This window comes from Limnovirga soli, from assembly GCF_013106755.1.
Classification (GTDB): domain Bacteria; phylum Bacteroidota; class Bacteroidia; order Chitinophagales; family Chitinophagaceae; genus Limnovirga; species Limnovirga soli.
The window spans coordinates 1-4,165 of the sequence record NZ_WHPF01000028.1 but is presented as its reverse complement, the minus strand read 5'-3'; the positions used below and the strand labels follow the sequence as shown (position 1 = coordinate 4,165).

Annotated in this window: 3 protein-coding genes; all 3 read right to left on the bottom strand. The window is 39.1% G+C overall.

The genetic code is table 11. The features are described 5' to 3' along the window. On the bottom strand, positions 1 to 1,365 hold a 1,365-nt coding region (locus tag GD597_RS21585), incomplete at its 3' end, for a hypothetical protein (protein WP_171609999.1). Between the two features lie 560 nt (positions 1,366 to 1,925). Next, entirely contained in the window at positions 1,926 to 2,705 is a 780-nt protein-coding gene (locus GD597_RS21580) for a glycoside hydrolase family 16 protein (protein WP_171609998.1), read from the bottom strand. Between the two features lie 25 nt (positions 2,706 to 2,730). Then, a partial coding sequence (locus tag GD597_RS21575; RefSeq protein ID WP_171609997.1) for a T9SS type B sorting domain-containing protein occupies positions 2,731 to 4,165 on the bottom strand: 1,435 nt, incomplete at its 5' end.

Here is a 4,165-nt window from a genome sequence, read left to right as displayed (position 1 = left end):
GCCGGCACTGATACCGGTTACCAGGCCTGTATTGCTAATCGTGGCGATGCCGCTATTATCACTTAACCAGCTGCCACCAGCGGTGGCTTCACTTAGATTAATCGTATGACCAACACATACACTATCCGGGCCGGTAATTGGTGTTATTACAGGTAATGTAGAAACGGTTACCGAAGTAGAAGCTGATACACCACAACCGTTTACATCACTGATATTTACATTATACGTTCCCGAAGCGGCACCATTTACATTTAAAATAACGGGATTAGCCAACAAGGAGGAAAATCCATTTGGCCCTGTCCAGCTATAGGTGAATGGCAAAGTGCCACTTGTTATATTGGCAGTAAAAGAAAGATTACCCCCATAACAATCCGGACTGCTTACAGATATGGTTGCCGATGGATAAGGATTTACAGAAAGTTGTACACTATTGGAAACGGTTACACAGGTATTGCCAGTTAAACTTGCCACACTTGGCCCAACCATTACACGATACAAAGCTGCGTCACTATATGCAGTTGTATTTATAGAATAACTGGTAGCAGCTGTACTTGCTGTACCAATATTTGTCCAATTAGATCCACCATCAATACTTTTTTGCCATTGATAGGCGGGTTGGGTAAAAGGATTATTAACCAGACTGGCAGCAATATTTATACTACTACCCAAACAAACTGAGGAAGGTGTTGTAAATGCAGCTGTTACCTGAGGCGTACAGGCCGTAAATAAAATATCATCTAAGGCTAAGTCGTTACCACATTGGTTACCACCACCGTAATAATCAACCATCTCCAGAATAAGCGAAGTAGTATTAACAGGCAACGCAAACTGCATACCGTATTGTATCCAATTGGGTGGGCCATTTACAGGTGATAATGGCAGGTTGCCAGTAATAACTGAATCCAATACTACACCTGCCAGGTTTTTAATTTTAAAAATCACATTCCCATATACCAGGTTATTCCCACAAATAGCAGTAGTACTGCTGGTATTTACATTGGCCAGCCAGGCAGAAAAATTAAAAACCGAACCCTGGCAAAGATTATTTACCGTATCTCTAAAAAAAACCGATTTATTACTACCGGCATTTACCAGAAACATATTTCCATGAGAATTGCCGGTATGGTCACCTCCCTTTGTCCAGTCACCTTTATTGGCATTATCTACCAAAGGAGTTACAATATAATTTCCATCGGTACCAACATTGCCATATTTATATCCGGTAGAACCTGCAGGTGCAGTAGTAGTAGAGGATGAATTAGCGCTTTGCCCAAAATCTCTTGAAAAAACAGGTTGTAAGGCTGTATTTGAACACGAACCTGCCACCTGTGCAATTGCTGTAATCTGCAACTGCACAAAGGCCATAACAATACATAATATGTACTTAAAATTCCACATCTGTATTATTCAGTTTCATGAATATTTGTTTTGGTAAGCGATGCAAAAGAAAAGCTTGAATACCGGCACATAGTACCAAATAAAAACACGTTTGCAAAGTAACCCACTTATTTAGGCGTAAACGATAGAAAATACGATTTAACTAGAGTAGTACAAATGTCCGTAACCTGTAGTACAATTACTACATTCTAATTTACACATCTAATTGTATATCAATAAAATAAAAAAATAGCATTTCAAAATTTTATGCTATTGCCCTATTAAACAACACAATACAAACACTACAAAAAATTAATGCCTTAAAATAGTTACCAATAAATTGGAATTACATGATTAGAAACAAGTATTTACATGATATTAAAAGCCGCAAAGTATTGGTGCCGTACAAGAGTGCGACGCAAGGGATGCTGCCATATAATTAAATAGCCGGGACAATAATTTTATTTATTATGATCCCGGCTAATAGCTGCTATGTAGCAGTATTGCGTCGCACTCTTGTACGTTCGGTTAAATACTCAGCTAATGCATTAAGGCATATAATTAAACGCATGAATAATTACTTCAACGTCCTTACCATCAGATGGGGCTTTACCGGTAAACAGCCATAAATTCATATACACCGGCATATTGTATTTACTTACAGAAAACGGAGGTTTATTAACTGTAAAAGCAGCAAACGCATTGGTATTTGCGTTGGTAAATCCATTAAGGCTTTGATACCTTACAAAGCTGGCGGTACGCCTGAAACGATGTGTAGAGTAGGTACCATTTAAAAGCATATTCTGACTAAATGATTGGGGTGTAAAACCACTATTTCGATCATCCCAATCGGGGTAAACCGTATAGTTTAAATTAGCATTATTGGCATTACCCCAACGGGCCATTTCAATATCCATTTCATCATAACCATCGTGACCAGAATAATTAAATAAGCCCAGCACCACATTTTTATCCAGCTTGTCAATGGCCCCCTCTACCCAAAACTGGTAAGTGCCATAACCCAAAGATTGTTGTGTAGAAAGCTGTGCACAATACCATTTTCTATTTGCCGGGTTTCGTTTTATCATCAGGTGCAGGTTACCACTGGTATCTACCCATACATTATTGGCGGCAAAATAATTGGGGCCGGGCCCAATTTTACCAACTGTTGCATTGGTAACATCCCAAACACGCCCTGCAAATTGTAGAGTTGATTGTATGTTATTGGCATTGCCTGACTGCATAGCACTATGAGGCATAATGATATTTGTATTTTTAGTACAACTGAATAGTACAAGAAAGAAGATGGAAAAACAACTCTTTTTCATGTTACATTTTTTGTTTAAGAAATGATTACCTAATTAACACCACTGTTCCCTTTTTATAAATCACTTTACCATCGTAGGCAATACCTTTTACCTGCCAAACATAGGTGCCAGGCGCCTGTTTCATGCCGTTAAATATGCCATCCCAACCATTTTGCTGGTTGGTTGTATTATAAACAATTTGACCAAACCTGTTGAACACAGTGAAAAATTTAAACTCTTTTATGCCTGTTGGTATCGGTTTAAATATATCGTTCAAACCATCTTTGTTTGGCGTAAATGCTGTGGGCACAAAAATATCTGGCCCCATATATACTTTTACCACCAAATTATCTGAAGCGGTACAGCCATTTGCCGTGGTGGCTAAAACAGTATATACCTGGTCTTTATCCAGAATGGCAACCGGGTTTTGTATTAAAGGATTATCAAGTCCATAAACAGGCGACCATGAATAATTAACAAACCCAATATTGTTTATGTCTGTTGCGTTTAATTGTAGAGGTTGATTAATAGCAATAGAAGTATCCCTTCCGGCAAAAACGGTGAGTTTCGGAGTCACAACTATATTAATAGAGTCTGGCTTAGCAGATTTACAACCATTTGAATCAACAACTACAACCATGTATGATAAAGAGCTTTGAGGATGTTGCACAATTGGATTAGCAATAAATGAATTACTTAGATAAGTTGCGGGCAACCATGAATACGCTACGCCACCCGATGCATGTAATTGCACATTAGTTCCAAAACAAATAGTTGTATCAGCGCCAGCCTTTGCAACAGGAAGTGGGTTGACATAAATGGTTACAGAATCCTTTTGTATGCAAGTTCCTGTTTGCGCAATAATCGTATAGGTAGAAGTAACCGGAGGAGTTGCATAGGGGTTTAGAATTTTGGCATCGCTTAACCAGGTTTCAGGCTGCCAAATAATTGTTGTTGCATCTGAACCTGCACTTAATTGTGTTGTAGTTCCAGCACATACACTTAAGTCGGTTCCTGCATTTGCCAAAACCGAATTGATTAATCCGACATTGGTAATTGTATTACTCAAGCATCCATTTGCATCTTTTACGACAACGGTATAATTTCCTGCGTTTAACCCGGTAAATACATTATTCAATTTAAAATTAATGCCATCAATACTATATTGCAATGGTGCTGTGCCGCCGGTGGCATTCACAGTAATGCTACCGTTTACACTATTACAAGTTGCTGATGTATTAACAGCAGTTACAGTTGCGGCTCCACTATTACTTACGGTGACTGTGGTTGTGCCGATACAACCATTGGCATCTTTTACACTTACTGTATAGGTGCCTGCACCTACTCCGCTAAACACATTGCCAGCCTGGAAGGTGGTTCCATTAATGCTGTATTGTAATGGTGCTGTGCCACCAGTTGCTGTTGCAGTGATACTGCCATTGTTATTGCCACAACTCGCTGTACTGCTACCTGCTGTTACC

Excerpts from the sequence above, each read along its gene's own strand:
- GD597_RS21580 (WP_171609998.1), bottom strand. The coding sequence starts at position 2,705 with ATGAAAAAGAGTTGTTTTTCCATCTTCTTTCTTGTACTATTCAGTTGT.